Origin of the sequence: Streptomyces sp. NPDC056738 (assembly GCF_042790435.1) — a bacterium.
Classification (GTDB): Bacteria; Actinomycetota; Actinomycetes; order Streptomycetales; family Streptomycetaceae; genus Streptomyces.
The window spans coordinates 341086-359009 of sequence record NZ_JBHTZF010000012.1 but is presented as its reverse complement, the minus strand read 5'-3'; the positions used below and the strand labels follow the sequence as shown (position 1 = coordinate 359009).

General features: G+C 72.6%; 14 protein-coding genes. 2 read left to right on the top strand and 12 right to left on the bottom strand.

All coding sequences use genetic code 11. The features are described 5' to 3' along the window. Window positions 1-456 precede the first annotated feature (456 nt). Window positions 457-1464 carry a stage II sporulation protein M gene (locus ACFRIC_RS30010; RefSeq protein WP_382792057.1) on the bottom strand — a complete coding sequence of 336 codons (1008 nt, stop codon included), beginning with the start codon at window positions 1462-1464 and terminating at the stop codon, window positions 457-459. 129 nt (window positions 1465-1593) lie between these two features. Here ACFRIC_RS30010 and ACFRIC_RS30005 point away from each other — a divergent pair, with 129 nt between their 5' ends. Further along, window positions 1594-2592: an RDD family protein gene (locus ACFRIC_RS30005; protein WP_382792054.1), complete on the top strand. Its 999-nt coding sequence runs from the start codon at window positions 1594-1596 to the stop codon at window positions 2590-2592. A gap of 66 nt (window positions 2593-2658) precedes the next feature. Here ACFRIC_RS30005 and ACFRIC_RS30000 read toward each other — a convergent pair whose 3' ends face one another. From ACFRIC_RS30000 to ACFRIC_RS29960, 9 genes are all read right to left on the bottom strand, one after another. Next, window positions 2659-3315, bottom strand: a complete 657-nt coding sequence (locus ACFRIC_RS30000) for a hypothetical protein (protein ID WP_382792051.1) — start codon at window positions 3313-3315, stop codon at window positions 2659-2661. A 100-nt stretch (window positions 3316-3415) separates the two neighbouring features. Continuing rightward, the gene (gene ahcY, locus ACFRIC_RS29995; protein WP_382792047.1) at window positions 3416-4873 is read right to left on the bottom strand and encodes an adenosylhomocysteinase; all 1458 of its coding nucleotides are present in this window, start codon (window positions 4871-4873) and stop codon (window positions 3416-3418) included. Window positions 4874-5278: 405 nt separating this feature from the next. Continuing rightward, window positions 5279-6259 (bottom strand): cation diffusion facilitator family transporter, encoded by a 981-nt coding sequence (locus ACFRIC_RS29990; protein WP_382792045.1) that lies wholly within the window; start codon window positions 6257-6259, stop codon window positions 5279-5281. 145 nt (window positions 6260-6404) lie between these two features. After that, the gene (manA, locus tag ACFRIC_RS29985) at window positions 6405-7556 is read right to left on the bottom strand and encodes a mannose-6-phosphate isomerase, class I (protein ID WP_382792042.1); all 1152 of its coding nucleotides are present in this window, start codon (window positions 7554-7556) and stop codon (window positions 6405-6407) included. Between the two features lie 129 nt (window positions 7557-7685). Beyond that, the gene (locus ACFRIC_RS29980) at window positions 7686-8813 is read right to left on the bottom strand and encodes an SIS domain-containing protein (RefSeq protein WP_382792039.1); all 1128 of its coding nucleotides are present in this window, start codon (window positions 8811-8813) and stop codon (window positions 7686-7688) included. Window positions 8814-9108: 295 nt separating this feature from the next. Further along, window positions 9109-9279, bottom strand: a complete 171-nt coding sequence (locus ACFRIC_RS29975) for a Trm112 family protein (protein ID WP_355767387.1) — start codon at window positions 9277-9279, stop codon at window positions 9109-9111. 169 nt (window positions 9280-9448) lie between these two features. Further along, window positions 9449-10810, bottom strand: coding sequence for a phosphomannomutase/phosphoglucomutase (locus ACFRIC_RS29970; protein WP_382792036.1), 1362 nt, complete (start codon window positions 10808-10810; stop codon window positions 9449-9451). A gap of 140 nt (window positions 10811-10950) precedes the next feature. Further along, the gene (locus ACFRIC_RS29965) at window positions 10951-11205 is read right to left on the bottom strand and encodes a hypothetical protein (protein ID WP_382792032.1); all 255 of its coding nucleotides are present in this window, start codon (window positions 11203-11205) and stop codon (window positions 10951-10953) included. Window positions 11206-11332: 127 nt separating this feature from the next. Continuing rightward, complete coding sequence (locus ACFRIC_RS29960) at window positions 11333-11809, bottom strand: DUF3499 domain-containing protein (RefSeq protein WP_382792029.1); 477 nt, start codon at window positions 11807-11809, stop codon at window positions 11333-11335. Window positions 11810-12101: 292 nt separating this feature from the next. Here ACFRIC_RS29960 and ACFRIC_RS29955 point away from each other — a divergent pair, with 292 nt between their 5' ends. Further along, a complete protein-coding gene (locus ACFRIC_RS29955; protein WP_382792105.1) occupies window positions 12102-12551 on the top strand; it encodes a metallopeptidase family protein in 450 nt (149 codons plus the stop codon). Window positions 12552-12597: 46 nt separating this feature from the next. Here ACFRIC_RS29955 and ACFRIC_RS29950 read toward each other — a convergent pair whose 3' ends face one another. Both ACFRIC_RS29950 and ACFRIC_RS29945 read right to left on the bottom strand, forming a co-directional pair. Beyond that, complete coding sequence (locus tag ACFRIC_RS29950; RefSeq protein ID WP_382792027.1) at window positions 12598-14106, bottom strand: DUF5719 family protein; 1509 nt, start codon at window positions 14104-14106, stop codon at window positions 12598-12600. Then, window positions 14103-17837, bottom strand: coding sequence for a glycosyltransferase family 2 protein (locus ACFRIC_RS29945; protein ID WP_382792024.1), 3735 nt, complete (start codon window positions 17835-17837; stop codon window positions 14103-14105). Before ACFRIC_RS29945 ends, ACFRIC_RS29950 begins: the two co-directional genes overlap by 4 nt. Between the last annotated feature and the right edge of the window lie 87 nt (window positions 17838-17924).

Sequence of the window (17924 nt, the reverse complement as noted above, 5' to 3'; positions counted from 1 at the left end):
CTTTGTACTCACCCTCTCGGGCTTTCCTCCGGGCGCTTCCCTTCGGTCTTGCGTTTCCGACTCTATCAGACCGTTTCCGTATCCGATTTCCTCGGCGCTTTCCAGGTTCTCGCTTTCGCGTTTCCCTTTCCGGCGAGTCCGACTCTATCAGAACCTTTCGGGCCCGATTTCCTCGGTGCTTTCAAGGTAATCCGCTCTCGCGTTTCCCTTTTCAGCGGCTCCGACTTTATCAGAATCTGGGGGCCGGATTGACCGGCAGCCATTTCTGAATCATCAGGAGAGGCTTCTTCTGAATCGACGTGTCGATTGCTTTGAGAAGCGAGCAGACTCTAAACCGCCACCACCGGACGTGTCCAGTTCTAGGCAACTGTTCGAATCTACCTCCCCCAGCGACCCGTGTCAACGAGTTTTCTGGGGTGACGAGAAGGCTAGCAGGTCATCAGGGGCCCACGCACATCAGGCGGCCGTAGGCAGAGTGGCGCTTCGCTCGGACGCCGTGACGTCTCCTGTCTCGCCGGAGCGTGCCGCGCGCCCCCCGAGGACATAGACGTAGGCGAGAAAGGCCAGTTCAGCGGTGATGCCGATGCCGATGCGGGCCCAGGTCGGCAGGCCGGACGGCGTGACGAAGCCTTCGATGGCACCCGAGACGAAGAGGATCAGCGCCAGTCCTATCGCCATGCCGATCGCGGCGCGCCCCTCCTCCGCGAGGGCTGTCCGACGGGATCGCGGGCCCGGGTCGATCACGGTCCAGCCCAGCTTCAGCCCCGTCCCCGCGGCGACGAAGACGGCGGTGAGTTCCAGCAGACCGTGCGGAAGGACGAGCCCGAGGAAGGTGTCGAGCCGGCCGGCCGAGGACATCAGGCCGATGCCGACGCCCAGGTTGAGCATGTTCTGAAAGAGGATCCAGAGGACCGGCAGGCCGAGGAAGACGCCCAGCACCAGGCACATGGCGGCGGCCTCGGCGTTGTTCGTCCACACCTGGGCTGCGAAGGCGGCGGCGGGGTGACTGGAGTAGTAGGTCTCGTACTCACCGCCGGGGCGGGTGAGGGAACGCAGTTCGTCGGGCGCGGCGATGGCGGCCTGGACCTCGGGGTGAGTGCCGATCCACCACCCGAGGAGGGCGGCTATCACCGTGGACAGGAGCGCCGTGGGCACCCACCAGTGACGGGACCGGTAGACGGCCGCGGGAAATCCCCGCGTCAGGAAGCGGGTGACATCGCGCCACGAGGCCCGGCGGGTGCCTGTCACGGCACCACGCGCGCGGGCCACGAGCTGGCTGAGGCGCCCGGTGAGCTGGGGGTCGGGCGCACTGGACTGGATCAGCGAGAGGTGGGTGGCCGTTCGCTGGTAGAGGGTGACGAGTTCGTCGGCCTCGGCCCCGGTCAGGCGGCGCTGGCGGCGCAGCAGGGCGTCGAGTCTGTCCCACTCGGCTCGGTGGGCGGAGACGAAGACGTCGAGGTCCATCGTTTTGCCTGCTCCTCGCTGCGCATCTGGGGCTCGTCGTGGATGTCAGCTTGTCCTACTGGGGCGCGATGCGCCCTCAGCTTGGCAGACTGGCGGTTGTCGGGGCAGGTCAGGGGAAGGGCGGCGTGCGTGAGCGAGTTGGTGACGGGCGAGGCAGTGGCACTGGAGCTGCGGCCCGCGAAACTGCCGAGCCGGGCGCTGGCCGTGGTGCTCGACCTGGCGGTGGCGGTGGCGGTGTACGTCGTCGTGACCATCGGTCTGGTCGCCGCGACCTCCACGCTGGACGACGCGGCACAGATCGCCGTCTCGATCGCGAGTTTCCTTCTCGTGCTGGTCGGTGGTCCGATCGCCGTGGAGACGCTCAGCCACGGACGTTCGCTGGGGAAGATGGCGTGCGGGCTGCGGGTGGTGCGGGACGACGGCGGGCCGATCCGGTTCCGGCACGCTCTGGTGCGCGGTGCCGTCGGGGTGGTCGAGATCCTGATGACGTTCGGGATCGTCGCCTGCATCGCTTCGCTGGTGTCGGAGCGGGGGCGGCGGCTCGGTGACGTGTTCGCGGGGACGCTCGTCGTGCGGGAGCGGATTCCGGTGGGGCGCATGCCGTACGTTCCCGCGCCACCGCCCTGGCTGGCGGGACGGTTCGCGGAGCTCGATCTGTCCGCCGTACCGGACGAGCTGTGGCTGGCGATCCGGCAGTACCTGACGCGGATGCAGCAACTGGATCCGCAGATCGGTGGGGCGATGGCGGAGCGGCTGGCCGTGGATCTCGCCGCTCGTACCGGGGCTCCGGCGCCGCAGGGTGTGCCGGCGGGCGCGTATCTGGCGGCTGTCGTGCAGGAACGTCAGACCCGCGAGGCCCGGCGGACCTTCGGTGCCGCGCCGAACGGTTTCCCGTTCCCCGCACCCACTGGTCATCATCCCTACCCGCAGCCCGGCGGACCTGTCGGTCAGCCCCTTCCTCCGGGTCCCGGTGGCCACCCCGCTCCGCCGGTCCCCGGCGGGTATCCGGTGGCGCCTCCGTACGCGTCCCCGTCCCCGGCTCCGGTCGGTTCGGCCGGCCCGGCCGCTCCGGTCGAGCGTTCCGAACCGGACGAGCGTCCGTCGACCGGCTTCGCGCCGCCCGCGTAGCCGCCCTCGCCGCAGGGTCGGCATCGCAGGTCCAGCACCGCCGGTCCGCCGGTCCGGCGCCGTCCGTCAGGTGAAGACCGACGGCGGTGATTCGAGGTGTTCCAGTTCGATGCCGGGGGCCGCGAGCACCACGTCGCCGGCGATGTGCACGGCGTGCTGTTCCCCCGTGTCCAGCGCTGTGACCTGGTATTCGTCCACGGTCAGCGGCCCGTTGTCAGTGGCGTGTGTTTCGCTTGCGATCAAGGCCCAGGACTGGTCGAGGGTGCGCGGGGCGAGGACCGGGTCGGTGAAGGCGACGAGGCGGACGCGGGTCGCAGAGGGGGGTGCCGAGGGGGTGAGGCGAAGGAGACGGGCGGTGGCGACGAGGAAGGCGGGAGAGGTGCCGGTGAAGGCGTGGGCGGGCACGTTGCCTTCGGTGGCCTCGGTCCCGGTGGGGTCGGTGCGGACCCAGGTCACGCCGTCGAGAGCGGCGCCCCGCACCTGCCAGCCGGCCGCGTGCAGTTCGAGACGGATGGGGCGGCCCAGATCGTCGAGTGCGAGGTCGACGGAGCCGGTGACCGTCGCCGGTCCGGGCTCGGGCGGGCCGTCGGGCATGGTGTCGGACGGGGCGGTGAGCTGGGAGACGTAGCGCCAGCCGGAGGGGCCGGGCGCGCAGTTGAAGTGTTCGTCGGCGAGAGGGGTGTGGTCGTGCGGATCATGGAGCGAATAGCGGCCGCGGGGCATGGGCGTTCAGGTCCTCATCGGGGACAGGCCCCCGCCGGGACGGCGAGGGCCTGCTGACATCCGGACGCCGAGCGGTGGTACCGCTGCTCGGCGGGCGTGCTCAGTAGCGGTAGTGGTCCGACTTGTACGGGCCCTCGACCTCGACACCGATGTACGAGGCCTGCTCGGGGCGGAGCGTCGTGAGCTTCACGCCGAGCGCGTCGAGGTGGAGACGGGCGACCTTCTCGTCGAGGTGCTTGGGCAGCACGTAGACGTCGGTCGGGTACTCCTCGGGCTTGGTGAACAGCTCGATCTGGGCCAGGGTCTGGTCCGCGAACGAGTTGGACATGACGAACGACGGGTGGCCGGTCGCGTTGCCCAGGTTCAGCAGGCGGCCCTCGGACAGCACGATGATGACCTTGCCGTCGGGGAACTTCCAGGTGTGGACCTGGGGCTTGACCTCGTCCTTGACGATGCCGGGGATCTTCGCGAGGCCGGCCATGTCGATCTCGTTGTCGAAGTGACCGATGTTGCCGACGATCGCCTGGTGCTTCATCTTGGCCATGTCCGCGGCCATGATGATGTCCTTGTTGCCCGTCGTGGTGACGAAGATGTCGGCCTTGTCGATGACCTCGTCGAGGGTCGTGACCTGGTAGCCGTCCATCGCCGCCTGCAGGGCGCAGATCGGGTCGATCTCGGTGATGATCACGCGGGCGCCCTGGCCGCGCAGGGACTCCGCGCAGCCCTTGCCCACGTCGCCGTAGCCGCAGACGACGGCGGTCTTGCCGCCGATGAGGGTGTCGGTGGCGCGGTTGATGCCGTCGATCAGGGAGTGGCGGCAGCCGTACTTGTTGTCGAACTTCGACTTGGTGACGGCGTCGTTCACGTTGATCGCCGGGAACAGCAGGGTGCCGTCGCGGTACATCTCGTACAGGCGGTGGACGCCGGTCGTGGTCTCCTCGGTCACGCCGCGGATCTCCGAGGCGAGCTGGGTCCACTTCTGCGAGCCGTTGCTGATCGTGCGGTTGAGGAGTTCGAGGACGACGCGGTGCTCGTCGTTCTCGGCGGTGTCGACGGAGGGGACCTTGCCGTCCTTCTCGTACTTGACACCGTTGTGGACGAGGAGGGTGGCGTCACCACCGTCGTCCAGGATCATGTTCGGGCCGCCGGTGGGGGTGTTCGGCCAGGTCAGCGCCTGCTCCGTGCACCACCAGTACTCCTCCAGGGTCTCGCCCTTCCAGGCGAAGACCGGGACGCCCTGCGGGTTCTCGGGCGTGCCGTTCGGGCCGACCGCGATGGCGGCGGCGGCGTGGTCCTGGGTGGAGAAGATGTTGCAGGAGGCCCAGCGGACCTCGGCGCCGAGGGCGACCAGGGTCTCGATGAGGACGGCGGTCTGCACCGTCATGTGCAGGGAGCCGGTGACGCGGGCGCCCGCGAGGGGCTGCGCCTCGGCGTACTCCTTGCGGATCGACATCAGGCCGGGCATCTCGTGCTCGGCGAGGGTGATCTCCTTGCGGCCGAAGGCGGCCAGGGAGAGGTCGGCGACCTTGAAGTCCTGTCGGTTGTCGACAGTCGTCATGGAGAGCTGCTCCTCGGTATCGGGGCGAGGTGGGTAGGGCTGTTCTGCGCGGCGGCGGCACGTGCGCGTGCCCGACGGGGCACGGACGTGCCTCGGCAGGACACAGCTGTGCCCGGTGCGCGCAGCGCAGTCCGTCGGAGGCCCTCTCTCCCTCGGCCGGTCCGCGGTGGGACCGCCCGACCGCCATCAGCAGCGACGTCTGGCTCGGTCACCAAGCTACACCGGTGGGCCGGTCCCTCCCCAGTCCACGTCCGGACAAAGCGGCCTTCACGGGCCTGATCGGAAGGGCCCGGCGCAGATGGGGGGTGCCGGAGCGGGGTGCTGGACGGAGGAACGCCGCCGGGGCCCGTCCGTGTCGCGGACGGGCCCCGGCGGGGCGGAACGGGGATTCGGGAGCGGGCGGGATCAGTGGTCGGCCGGCGACGGCGTCGGTCCGCCGGGGGTCGCGGCCGGGTCCGGGCCCTTGGCCGCCTCGGTGTCGCTGTAGATGTCGGGCTCCAGGTAGATCACCCGGGCGATCGGGACGGCGGCGCGGATGCGGGCCTCGGCGGCGTCGATCGCCTTGGCCACCTCGGCGGCCGTGTCGTCGTGCCGCACGGCGATCTTCGCGGCGATCAGCAGTTCCTCGGGGCCGAGGTGGAGGGTGCGCATGTGGATGATGCGGGGGACGGTGTCGCCGTCGACCATCGCCGCCTCGATCTTCGCGGTCTCCTCCGGGCCGGCCGACTCTCCCAGCAGGAGCGACTTGGTCTCGGCGGCGAGCACGAGGGCGATCAGGATGAGCAGGACACCGATGCAGACGGTGCCGATGCCGTCCCAGACGCCGTTGTCCGTGAGCAGGGCGAGGCCGACGCCGCCGAGGGCGAGGACCAGACCGATGAGCGCGCCGAAGTCCTCCAGGAGGACGACGGGCAGCTCGGGGGCCTTCGCGCGGCGGATGAACTGGGACCAGGAGTGCGAGCCGCGCAGCTCGTTGGACTCCTTGATGGCCGTACGGAAGGAGAAGCCCTCGGCGATGATCGCGAAGACGAGGACGCCGACCGGCCAGTACCAGTGCTCGATCTCGTGCGGGTGCTTGATCTTCTCGTAGCCCTCGTAGACGGCGAACATGCCGCCGACGGAGAACAGGACGATCGACACGAGGAAGGCGTAGATGTAGCGCTCGCGGCCGTAGCCGAAGGGGTGCTGCGGGGTGGCCTCGCGCTGGGCCTTCTTGCCGCCGATCAGGAGCAGCGCCTGGTTGCCGGAGTCGGCGAGCGAGTGGACGCCCTCGGCGAGCATCGAGGAGGAGCCGCTGAAGGCGAACGCCACGAACTTCGATACCGCGATCGCGAGGTTGGCGCCGAGTGCCGCCACGATCGCTTTGGTGCCGCCTGAAGCGCTCATCTGCTCCTGCTGTCCCTTCGTACGCGTCCGGACCCGTCCGTACCCTCGTACCCCGTCCGGTCCCGGCTTTGCCCACCCTTTGCGGTGGGCCATTCTTGCAGCCCGGTCCGCCGGCGACGCGCCTCAGGTCCCTGCCGTCGTCCCGTCAGACGACAACTGTCGCACGGAAGATCGTGCCGGACCCGGACACTTCGGCCTTTTCCCCGGCCGGTACGAAGACCGAGGTGCCGGGGGTCAGGTCGATGCCGTCGGCGCGCACGGAACCCGAGGTGCAGAGCAGGATCTGCGGGGTCTCGCGGGTGAGGTCGCGCGGGTCGGCTCCCTCGGCGACGACGTAGCGGGAGAGGCGGAACTCGTCGATGGGGGTCGCGTAGACCTCTTCGCCGTCGGGGGACGCCTCCGGGCGCAGGACGCCGGGGTCGGCCGCCTCGAAGCGGACCACGCGCAGGAGTTCGGGGACGTCGACGTGCTTGGGGGTCAGACCGCAGCGCAGGACGTTGTCGCTGTTGGCCATGATCTCGACGCCGAGGCCGTTCAGGTAGGCGTGCGGGATGCCGGCGCCGAGGTAGAGGGCCTCGCCGGGCTGGAGCCGGACGTGGTTGAGGAGCATCGCGGCGATGACTCCGGGGTCGCCCGGGTAGTGGTGGGCGAGGCCGGCGTACGGGGCGTAGTCGCCGCCGAGGCGGGCGCAGGCGGCGGTGGTCTCGGTGACCGTACGGGCCATGTCCTGCGGGTCGGCGCTCAGCACCGCCGTGAGGACCTCGCGCAGCGCCGCCTCCTCCGGGTGGGCGCGCAGCAGGTCGACGTACGGCTTAAGGGAGTCGACATCGAGGGCGGCGAGGAGCGCGGCGGCCTCCTCGGGGGCGCGGAAGCCGCACAGGCCGTCGAACTCGGTGAGGGCGCAGATGAGTTCGGGCTTGTGGTTGGCGTCCTTGTAGTTGCGGTGCGGGGCGTCGATGGGGACGCCCCGGCGCTCCTCGTCCTCGTAGCCCTCGCGGGCCTGTTCGAGGTCGGGGTGCACCTGGAGGGAGAGGGGGGCTCCGGCGGCGAGGAGCTTCAGCAGGAACGGGAGCCGGGGGCCGAACCGGGCGACGGCGGCGCGGCCGAGTTCCCGCTCCGGGTCCTCGGCGACGACCTCGTTGAGCGGACCGCGCCCGGTGCGCGAGGGTGCGCCCGGGTGGGCGCCCATCCACATCTCCGCCTGCGGTTCGCCGGTCGGCTCCACGCCGAGCAGCAGGGGGATGGCGGTGGTCGAGCCCCAGGCGTAGGGGCGGACGGTGTTGTCGAGGCGGTCCATCGGTGTCTTCTTCTCCATACGTGCGCTGCGCGGCCCGCCGGGGCGGGCGTCGATCGGAAGCCTGGTGTCAGGGGAGCCTGGCGCGGGGTCCGGCGGTACGGCACGCCGGGCGCGAGGTCCTGCCCAAGATCAGGCCCCCGAAGCGAGCGCCAGGTAAACGGCGGCGAAATCCGTGATGGCGATCAGCTCGGCGAGGGTTTCCAGTTCGCCGCCCTCCTCGGGTTCGAGCTCGCTGATCGCGGTGTCGTGGCTGAGGGCGAGTTCGCGGGCGGCGGGGGCGGCGCTGATCCCGCCGATGGGACGGTCGCGGAGCAGCACCACGCGCGCGTGCAGCGCCTGTGCCTCCTCGACGCGGTCCCGGAAGAAGTCCTCGGGGTCCGCGCCCGCGGCGAGGGCGCCGGCGAGCAGCACGCTGTGCGAGGCGAGCGCCTCGGGCAGTTCGGCGGTGAGCGCGGGGCGGCCGGCGAGTTCGGCGAGTGCCGCGGTGAAGCGGCGGCCGGCCGGGCCCGCGGAGGTGCCCTCCGTCCAGATCACCGGGAGCGCCTCGGCCAGTTCGACGGCGAGCGTCTTGGCGGGGTTGTGGTAGGCCGCGATGGCGGGGCCGCAGCGCTCGGCGACGCGGTCGAGGCGGTCGGCGACCTTCTGCAGCGCCTGGGGCGGGGCGGAGACCAGGCCGGTGCGGTCCAGGAGGGCGAGCAGCGGGGTGAGCAGCGCCCAGAGCACGCCGGGCGCGGAGGCGCCCAGGGGCTCCTCCTGCTCGTACGGGGCGGTCGCCATCGGTACGAAGAGACCGTGGCTGCCTTCCACCCACTCGGCCATCGGGGAGCCGGCGGGGGCGACGGCGGCGACGGTGCTGCCGCGCCGGTAGGCCTGCTCGATGAGCAGTTCCAGGCCGGGTTCGCTGCCGTCGGGGGTGGCGACCAGCAGGAGGTCGACGGGGCCGGCCCAGCCGGGCAGGTCCCAGCGCAGGGCGCCCCCGGCGGGGGCGACGCCGGTGGGGGTGAGCCGGGTGAGGGGGCAGCTCGCTCCGGCGAGGGTGCCGAGCAGTTCGGCGACGCCGGTGGCGGCCATGCCGGGGCCCGCGATGAGGACCGCGCGGGGGCGGCCGTCGGGCTTCAGCTCGGAGATGCCGGCCTCGTTGGCGTGCCGGACCGCGGTGCGTACCCGGGCGCCGGCCTCGGCGGCGCCGCGGAGCAGGGCCCGCCGGTCGGCCCGGGTGAGCGCGTCGGGATCGTCGAGGAGCGATTCGTCGAGCATGGGGTCGGTAGCCTCCGATCGCCGGGGCGCTTGCGCGTGAGCCGCCGGGGTCGCTTGCACGGGGTCGCTCGCGGGAGGGCCGAGCGCGCTGGGTCGGACCGGGTGCCGGGCGGGCTGCGCCGGCATCGGGACGGCCGCGTCGCCGTCGTCCGTGCGGGCGGCGGGTGCCGTCGCTCGTCGTCGGGTTCGTGGCTCGTCGTGCCTGCCGCGCCGTCGGCCCGCGAACGGGGACGGCGCCGCTGTCGCCTCGCGTGCGGCGGTCGCGGCGCCGCTGTGCGCGAGGCGGGTGCGTCGGTTACGCGGGGCGCCGGGCCTCGTCGACCAGGAGTACGGGGATGCCGTCGCGGACCGGGTAGGCGAGCCCGCAGTCCGCTCCCGTGCAGATCAGCTCGGTCTCCTGCTCCTTGATCGGGGCATGGCAGGCCGGGCAGGCGAGGATCTCCAGGAGGCCGGCTTCGAGCGGCATGGGGTGTCCTTCCGAAACGGTGGATGCGGCCTGGTCAGGGTACCGCTGCGGGAAGCCCGCCGCCGGGGCGCGCCCACGGTTCGTGGGGCGTGCCGGGCAGGTGTACGGGCCCCCGCCCCGCGCGTCGCCTCCCGCGCCCGGTGAGGGCGCGGGAGGGACTGGTCGCGGGTCAGGATCTGATGAGCTTCAGGACCTCGTCGCGGAGCTTTGCCATGGCGGCCTGGTCGGGGGCCTCCGCGTTGAGGCGGAGGAGGGGTTCGGTGTTCGAGGGGCGGACGTTGAACCACGCGTCCCCGAGGGTGACCGTCAGGCCGTCGAGCTCGTCGAACTCGACGCCCTCGCGGTCCTCGTAGGCGGCCCTGACGGCGGCGAGGCGGGCCGCCTGGTCGTCCACCGTGGAGTTGATCTCGCCGGAGCCCGCGTAGCGGTCGTACTCCGCGACGAGCCCGGAGAGCGGGCCGTCCTGGCCGCCGAGGGCGGCGAGGACGTGGAGGGCGGCCAGCATGCCGGTGTCGGCGTTCCAGAAGTCGCGGAAGTAGTAGTGCGCGGAGTGCTCGCCGCCGAAGATCGCGCCGGAGGTGGCCATCTCGGCCTTGATGAAGGAGTGGCCGACGCGGGTGCGGACCGGGGTGCCGCCGTGCTCGCGGACGACCTCCGGGACCGACCAGGAGGTGATGAGGTTGTGGATGACCACGCCGCCGCCGTGCTTGTCGAGCTCGCGGGCGGCGACCAGCGCGGTGATCGCGGACGGGGAGACCGGCTCGCCCCGCTCGTCGACGACGAAGCAGCGGTCGGCGTCGCCGTCGAAGGCCAGGCCGAGGTCGGCGCCCTCTTCGCGGACGCGCTTCTGGAGGTCGACGATGTTGGCCGGGTCGAGCGGGTTGGCCTCGTGGTTCGGGAAGGTGCCGTCCAGTTCGAAGTACATCGGGACGAGTTCGAGCGGCAGGCCGGAGAACACCGTGGGCACGGTGTGTCCGCCCATGCCGTTGCCCGCGTCGACGACGACCTTCAGGGGGCGGATCGAGGTCAGGTCGACGAGCGAGCGGAGGTAGGCCGCGTAATCCTCCAACGTGTCACGCTGCGTGATCGTTCCGGGCGTGGCGTCCGAGGTCGGGGCGCCGGAGTCGAGCCAGGTCTCGGCGAGCCGGCGGATCTCGGAGAGCCCGGTGTCCTGGCCGACGGGGGCCGCGCCCGCCCGGCACATCTTGATGCCGTTGTACTGGGCCGGGTTGTGCGAGGCGGTGAACATGGCGCCGGGCAGGCCGAGCGCGCCCGAGGCGTAGTAGAGCTGGTCCGTGGAGCACAGGCCGATCTCGGTCACGTCGACCCCGCGTGCCGCGGCGCCGCGTGCGAAGGCGCGGGAGAGGCCCGGCGACGACGGCCGCATGTCGTGCCCGATCACGATGGCGTCGGCTCCGGTCACTTGGACGAAGGCGGCACCGAACAGCTCGGCGAGCGGCTCGTCCCACTGGTCCGGGACCACCCCGCGTACGTCGTACGCCTTCACGAGCTGCGACAGATCAGCAGTCACGGCCAACCCTCCAGGAGTCCACTTCGGTGGCCCCAAACTACCCGTCCGGGCCGACAGCGGGTGGTGGCCGGCTCGAGCGGGTCGCGTCCCAGGTCAGGACGGCATCCGGGGTTCGGTCCTCTCGACCGGGATCACGGACCTCAACTCGCGGACCGTCGTGAGCCGTTCCGGGCGGCCACGCGCGCGCGTGGCCGGGTCGCCAGGACGGCGGCGGCCAAGGAGACGCCGTTGTCGGCGAGTTGCCCGGAGGGAGGGTTCGAGGCGGCGAACTGGGCGGCGGCGAAGGCGACTACGGGGGCGGACACGGCGCCCTGGGCTGCACTGGAGAGCTTCTGGCCCGCCAGTACGCGGTGGGCGAGGCGGGCGAGCGGTGGGGCCGCCGGAAGGCCTGTCAAGCCCGTCGCGGGGGCCGAGGCCGGTGCGGCGGAACGGCGGCCGCGGAGCGGCGGGCGGGGGAAAGGCGCGCCGGATGCGGCGGGCGGAGCGTGGCGTGGCGGGACCGCACGGCCGAAAGGGCGGCGATCAGTTCTCGGGCGAGCGCAGGATCCGCAGGTGGCCGCGGCGCGCGACCTCCATCGGGTCGGCCGAGCGGGCGCTGCCGCCGGCCTCCGCCGCGCGCTTCTGCGGACGGGCCGCCTCGCGCACCGCGTTCGCCAGCGCCTCCAGATCGTCGCCGCTGGGGCGCGCGGGACCGGAGGAGTCGGCGAGGCGGACGACCTCCCAGCCGCGCGGCGCGGTGAGGCGCTCGGAGTGCTCGGCGCACAGGTCGTAGCAGTGGGGTTCGGCGTAGGTGGCGAGCGGGCCGAGGACCGCGGTCGAGTCGGCGTAGACGTACGTCAGCGTCGCGACGGCGGGACGGCCGCAAGCGGTGCGCGAACAGCGACGTACAAGGCTCACGACGTTGGACGGTACCGCACTCTTGAGCGGGCCGCGACGACTCTCCCCCAGGTCACCCCACCGTGTCGTGCTGTGAGACGCCCCACACGGCTTTCGGAGCATCAGAGCCTGACCTGGGGCGACATCGGGTGCCGAGATACCGAACAGACCTGAATCCGGTCACCACTTGGTGCGAATCATGCCAATTGCCATGTCAGAGACGGTCTTGGAGAGATACGAAATCGAGCTGAATCTTGACGAGAATGGTCATCCGGCGTCATCCGGAAGACAGGACGGGCCGGGGACGGGCCAGGGTGATCCGCCCTCCCGGCGTCGCCCACCCGTCGCCCACCCGTCGACGACCGGCGCGTGGGGCCGGGCGGCCGGGCCGGGCGGGGACTACTCTTCGTCAGTGATGGACAGCCCCGTACCGCCCCGTGCCGCAGCGCCCGGTCCCCGTCGTCGCGACCGCCACGGCAGGGGCATGCGCGGCCCCGTGGCGCCTCCCCAGGTACCGCTCGCGGCGAGCCGCTCCGAGGTCTTCGCGGACCTCGTGCAGGACTCCGTGGAACGCCTGGAGCGCCGCTGGCCACAGCTCGCGGACATCGACTTCATGGTCCTCGAGGTCCCCCGCCTGGAGCGCTCGGGCGAGGGCTGGAGCGACGAGGCGGTGCCGCTGGGCGGCACGATCGCGGCGCGCGAGGGCCGTCCCGCGCGCGTGGTCGTCTACCGCCGCCCGATCGAGATCCGCACCAAGGGGCGCGACGAACGCGCCGCCCTGGTGCACGAGGTCGTCGTGGAACAGGTCGCGGAACTGCTGGGCCTGACGCCGGAGACGGTCGACCCGCGCTACGGCGAGGACTGAGACCCGCCCGCGGCCGCTCGGGCCCGGGCGGGATCACCGGTCCCGGTCACTGGCCGAGCAGCACCGAGAGGTCCTGTCGCGCGTCCGGCACCGAGACCGTCCCGCGGTCGTCCGGCAGGTTCTGGATGGTGAAGGCCGGAACGCCGTCCTGGCTCGCCGAGAGCATCCGGGAGGCGTAGACCGGCCCACCGGAGACCGACTCGACGGTCAGCGCGTACGTGCCCTTGAGGCCGCTCGGGACGGGCGCCTCGACGTTCTGGGTGGTCCCGCCCTTGATCGTGAACGTCTTCGAGACGGCCGTGCCGCCCCCGCTGCCCGCGGACGCGGTGACCTTGACCGTGGCTCCCTGACCCGGCGCGGTCACGGCGAGCGTGGAGCCCTTGGCGGTGTTGTCGGCGACCGTCGCACGCGCGCCGACCGGGGCACTGGCCGGGATGAACGCGGTCTCCTGATCGGCGCCCTTGCCCCGCACCACCCGCAGCGCGGCCACGACCGGCGCGGACGATCCGGTGGGGGTGAGCACCAGGGAGCCCGCCTCGCCGCGGGTGACGTCCCCGAGGTCGACGGCGGCGGTCATGCCGGCCTTCACGTGCAGCGTCTCGTTCCCCGCCGGGGTGATCGTCCCCGTGGGCGAGGCGAGGCGGACCTTCAGGTCGGCGTCCGTGTCACCGGGCGCGAAGGCGACCAGGCGCACGGACGTGGCGTCCTTGGGGATGCCCGGCATGACGAGGCTGCCCGAGGGGTCGGTGGAGGCGGCCAGCCAGTCGCCGCCGGTCTTCGCGTCCAGTGCCTGCACGGCGGCTCCCACGCGGCCGCTGCGGACCTTCACGTGCACGGTGAGGTCGGCCTGCGGGCCACTGGTCAGCGTGTTCAGCAGGATCGGTTCGCTGGCGTGCGCCTTGACCGTGATCCCGTCCGCCACCGTGGACTTGAGCGTGCCGTCCTTGCCGTACAGATCGATGTCGACGACCGCCGCCGCGTCGTCCGGGTTCGTCAGATGGACGTAATCGGTGCGCTGCGCGGCCGTGCTGGCACCCGGGAACCAGAACTCGGTGTCGGGAGCGGCGCAGTTGGTGCCGAGCAGACCGCGCCCGGCACCCGCGGCGACCTCGGTGGTCTCCTGAACCGTCCAGCCGGGCGCGAACTTGCCCGAGGCGACGCCCACCAGGGCGGGCGCGTCGGCCCCCGAGGTGTCGCCGGCCGCGGGCTTGCCGGGCTCCTTGGGCTGGACGACGGGCTTGGCGGCCTTGGCACCGCTCTTCTTGCCGCCGCCCGAACCGGACCCCTCGGCCGACTCCTCGGCCGCGGCCTGGAGTTGAGCCTTGCCACCGCTGCTCGCGCCCTCCACGACGGGGGTGAAGGACGTGTAGGCGGTGTCCGCGATGTCGGAGGTGCTCGGTTGCGGGCAGAGCAGGCTGGTGCGCTCCACGGGCAGCCGCGCGGCCGTGGCGGACGCGCTGTCGCCGCCGGCGCCGGGCGACTTGAGGGTCGCGAAGCCGGTGACGGCGGCGAGCGCGGTCGCCGCGGCGATCAGGGACAGGGTGGTGCGGTTCACTGCTGGCTCCCGTCGGGGCGCTCACTGTCGGTGCCGTGCGGGGGCTGCGTGGGGTCGTAGGCCGGGTCGTAGCCCTGCCCGCCCTGGTCGTAGCCCTGGCCCTGGGAATCGAAGGGCCGGCCGTTCGCGTCGTAGCCCTGGCCGTAGTTCTGGTCGTACGCCGCCGTGCCGCCGTAGGCGTACGGGTCGTACTGGCCGCCCTGGTAGGGATCCGCCGGGTACGCCTGCTGGTCGTAGGCACCGGCCGGGTACCCCTGCTGCCCCTCGTACGGCTCGCCGCCGTACGTGTCGTACTCGGCGTTCGCGTAGCTCGGGGTGTCCCAGGCGCCGTACGCCTGCTGATGCGGGACGGCGACGGCCGGGGACTCCTGGCCCTCGCCCTCGTCGGCGTCGGTGTGGGCGGGGAAGTCCTCATCGAACTCCTGGCCCTCGTCCGGCTGCCCGGACTCCGCCTCGGCCTCGGCCTGGGCACGCAGCCGGCGGGCGCGGCGCCCGTCGCCCGTCATGTCCTGGGCGGGTACGGGCTGCTCCTCCTCGGGGAGGTCGTCGTCGATGTCCCGGCGCCGCCCGGGGAGGGCGAGCACCACGAGGACCAGGGCGAGGGCGCCCTGGGCCCACAGCCAGGCCGTGTGGCTCAGCGGTGCCTCGAACGTGACGTCCAGCCTGCCGCCGGTGGAGGGCAGTTGGAAGCCCTGGGCCCAGCCGTCGACCGTGGTGCGGCCGAGCTGCTTGCCGTCCAGGGTCGCCGTCCAGCCCGCGTCGGCGCTGTCGGCCAGGCGCAGGACGCGGCCCTCGTCACCGGTGGGGATCGTGGTGTGCACCTCGACGGGTCCGGCGGCGATGGACTCCGGGTCGCCGGACGCGGGGACGATCGCGGCGCGGGAGACCTGCTGGTCGACGCGCCACAGGGCACTGCCGTCCTGCTGGCTCAGCCGGGACAGGCCCGGGGTGGCGTCCAGGACGCGACTCACCTCGCGCGGCGCGCCCTTGCGGACCAGGACGTAGCGCACGGCGAAGCCGCCGAGCTGGTCGGCCTGGTCGGCGCCGGAGCCCGCCACGAGGTTGGCGACGACCTTGTCGAGCCTCTTGTTCTCGCCGCCGGCCGCGGCGAGTTCGGCGTCGCCGAGACGGGCGCCGGAGCCACGCACGAGGACGTAGCCGACATCGGCGGCGGAGCGGCTGTCGAGGACGAGTGTGCGGGCCTGGTCGCGGGTGTTGCTCTCCTCGGCGACGAACGCGGGCACCTGCACCGGGTCGCGGCGCTCGACGGGTCCGTCGGCGCCGCGGATGATCCATCCGGCGGCGACGAGCAGCGGGCCCGCGGCGCAGGCGAAGGCGATGAGCGCGGCCACCGGCTGGCGCCAGCCGAAGCTCTGCTCGGCGACCCGCGCGCGTGCCCCGTCGGAGCCGACGGCCGCGGCGGCCAGCAGCGCGAGGCCGTACACGAGGGTCGCGGGTCCCGCCCAGGTGGAGCGGTTGGACAGGGCCGCGAAGACGAGGGCGACGACGGCGACGACCCAGGCGGTCCGGATCCCCGCCTGGCGCTCGGAGCGCAGCAGCGCGGCCAGCGCGGCCAGGACGATGCCGAAGAGCATGAGTCCGCTGACGGTGCCCGGCCCGCCGGGACTGGCGCTGAGCAGGTCGAGCGCGGAGGCCGCGCCGGTGCCGTAGTCCAGGCCGGCCTGCTTGAAGAAGCCGAACGGCAGCAGGGTCAGCGACCAGGGGGCGAGGACCAGCAGCGGGGTGCCGAGCTGGGCCAGGAAACGCAGGCCGTAGGCGGGGATCTCCCTGCGGCGCACCACCAGGAGGGCGACGCCGAGAACCAGGGCGATGGGCCACACGATCGGGGTGAACGCGGTCGTGAACGTCAGCAGCAGGGCGTACGCCCAGGTCGCGCGCCAGCTACCGCGGGCCCGGGAGCCGTGCGCGAGGCCGCTCGCCGCGACGCCCGCGCGCGCGATGAGCGGCAGCAGGATCGCGAGGACGGCGGTGCCGATGCGGCCTCCGGCGAGCGCGCCGGTGGCGGCGGGCAGGAAGGCGTAGACGACGGAGGCCCAGGCGCGCAGGAGACGCGACTCGACGAGGGGGCGCGAGGCGAAGTAGGCGGCGAAGCCGGCCAGCGGCACGGATCCCACGAGGAGGACGGTGACCGCGAGCCCTGTGGAGCCGAGGAGCGCGGAGGACAGCAGGGCGACGATCGCGAGGTAGGGCGGGGCGGACTCGGTGGAGCCCGCGCCGACCGGATGCCAGCCGTCGAGATAGCGCGCCCACAGGTCGGAGGCGTCGGCGGGAGCCGGAAGCAGCGCGCCGCCCGAGAGGGCCCCGCCGCCGAGGAGCTCACGGCACGCGAGGAGCGAGACGAACAGGAGCACCAGGAACAGCATCGGGCCGGGGTTGCGCGCGATGCGCTTGATCCGGGCGAACTGCTCGATCTCCAGGAAGTCGCCGTCGTCACCGCCCGGTCCGGACTCGACGGCGCCTCCGTGCCGTCCGGCACCGGTGGTGGCCTCGGCGTCGGAGCCGCTCATCAGATTGCCGGCGACCTGCTCGATGGTGGCCCGCACGGTGGCTCCCGGGGGCGGGAACAGGGGCCGCAGCTCACCCTTGTCGACCTGGGGGCGGCCGCGCCTGCGCCGGCCGGCGATGATCCGCTCGGGGCGCAGCAGGGTGCCGAGGAGGCCGCGGATCTCGTCGACGGCCTGTCCGGGGACCTTGCCGACGAGATAGGCGACGGTGCGCAGCAGGGTGCCGAGGACGAGGCGGATCAGGATCCAGGGGAGCTGCGCCGTACGGGCGTTGACGAGGAGGGTGTAGACGGCGCCCGCTTTGTCGACCTTGTGCGGGGACGCGGCGGTGCGGCCCACGCAGTCGACGGCGCGGCGCTCGCGGGAGGCCGCCTCGGCGTGCCGGACGACGGCTTCCGGGGCGACGAGCACCCGGTGGCCGGCGGCCTGGGCGCGCCAGCACAGGTCGACGTCGTCACGCATGAGGGGCAGCCGGCGGTCGAAGCCGCCGAGTTCCTCGAAGACGTCACGGCGGATCAGCATGCCCGCGGTGGACACGGACAGCACCGGGTGCACGTGGTCGTGCTGTCCCTGGTCCTGTTCGCGCCGGTCCAGACCGGTCCAGCGGCGGCCCGAGTTGGCGATGGTGACGCCGACCTCCAGGAGCGCCCGGCGGTCGTACCAGCCGCGGAGCTTGGGGCCCACGACGGCCACGTCCTGGCCGGCCTCCCGCTCGTTCTCCACGACGCGCAGGAGCTGGGCCAGGGCGTCGGGTTCGGGGGCGCTGTCGTCGTGCAGCAGCCAGAGCCACTGCTCGGGCTCGCCGTGCGGGAGCTCCGGCAGGTCGTAGGTGTCGTCGCGCCAGCTACGGGTGACGGGGTCCCAGCCGCTCGGACGCTTGAGGTAGGGCAGGTCCTCCGGGGTCAGCTCGGGGGCGGTGCGGGACACCTCCTCGACGGCCTGGCCGAAGCCGGTGCGCCGCGCCAGGTGCAGCACGCGGTCGGCGCCGAGCGCCTCGGTGAGCAGCTCGGCGGATTCGTCCGCGCTGCCGGTGTCGGCCGCCATCGCGTTCTGCACGGGGCGGTCCTGGCCGAGCAGCCCGGCGAGCGCCTGTGGCAGCCAGCGGGCGCCGTCGTGGGAGACGAGCACCGCGGTCACCACGTGGCGCGGAAACTCAGGGGCGGCAGCGGCGTCGTTACTGGCTGCCGAAAGGCTGTGCACGGACATCGAGGTACAGGCCCCGGTTCGATGGACTGCGGTGGACGTCTGTGTCCGGCGGGGACAGCGGGACGTCTCGGACGAGGGCCCACACTA